The organism is Bartonella sp. OC16QHHD, from assembly GCF_042194035.1.
Classification (GTDB): domain Bacteria; phylum Pseudomonadota; class Alphaproteobacteria; order Rhizobiales; family Rhizobiaceae; genus Bartonella.
In genome coordinates this window covers 1-1,189 of sequence record NZ_JBHIMJ010000016.1, presented here as the reverse complement: position 1 = coordinate 1,189, position 1,189 = coordinate 1, and the positions used below count along the sequence as shown (strand labels likewise).

At 43.8% G+C, this 1,189-nt stretch carries 1 protein-coding gene; it reads left to right on the top strand.

The genetic code is table 11. The annotated features are described in order from the left end of the window. Window position 1 precedes the first annotated feature (1 nt). Complete coding sequence (gene tuf / locus ACFIK1_RS03040; RefSeq protein ID WP_012755022.1) at window positions 2-1,177, top strand: elongation factor Tu; 1,176 nt, start codon at window positions 2-4, stop codon at window positions 1,175-1,177. Window positions 1,178-1,189 lie beyond the last annotated feature (12 nt).

The following is a 1,189-nucleotide window of genomic DNA, read 5'->3' as shown; positions in this document are numbered from 1 at the left end:
AATGGCGAAGAGCAAGTTTGAACGAACAAAACCGCATGTTAATATTGGTACGATTGGTCACGTTGATCATGGGAAGACCTCGTTGACAGCAGCGATTACGAAATATTTTGGTGAATTTAAAGCTTATGACCAAATTGACGCTGCGCCAGAGGAACGCGCACGTGGAATTACTATTTCTACAGCACACGTTGAGTATGAAACGGAAAATCGTCACTATGCGCACGTTGATTGTCCAGGACACGCTGATTATGTGAAAAACATGATCACAGGGGCAGCACAGATGGATGGTGCTATTTTGGTTGTTTCAGCAGCTGATGGCCCAATGCCTCAGACGCGTGAGCATATTTTGCTTGCACGTCAGGTTGGTGTTCCAGCAATTGTTGTTTTTCTTAATAAAGTTGATCAGGTTGATGATGCAGAACTTTTGGAGCTTGTAGAGCTTGAGGTTCGGGAACTTTTATCCAAATATGATTTTCCAGGCGATGATATACCAATTGTTAAGGGTTCTGCGTTGGCAGCCCTTGAGGATAAGGATAAAAGCATTGGTGAAGATGCTGTTCGTCTTTTAATGAGTGAAGTTGATAATTATATTCCAACCCCTGAACGTCCTGTTGATCAACCATTTTTGATGCCGATAGAGGATGTATTTTCAATTTCGGGTCGTGGAACCGTTGTTACGGGTCGTGTTGAGCGTGGTGTTATTAAAGTTGGAGAAGAAATCGAGATTATCGGTATTCGTCCAACGTCTAAGACGACGGTTACAGGCGTTGAAATGTTCCGCAAGCTTTTGGATCAAGGTCAAGCGGGTGATAATATAGGGGCTCTGCTACGTGGTGTTGACCGTGAAGGGATTGAGCGTGGTCAAGTATTGGCAAAGCCAGGATCCGTTACACCTCATACACGGTTTAAAGCAGAAGCTTACATTTTGACAAAAGATGAAGGTGGACGTCATACACCATTTTTCACGAATTATCGTCCTCAGTTTTACTTCCGCACGACGGATGTTACAGGTATTGTTACGCTTCCAGAAGGAACGGAAATGGTGATGCCAGGTGACAATGTTGCGATGGATGTTTCGTTGATCGTTCCGATAGCGATGGAAGAGAAACTGCGTTTTGCTATTCGTGAAGGTGGTCGTACTGTTGGTGCCGGTATCGTCTCTAAGATCATTGAATAAATAATGCTTGTT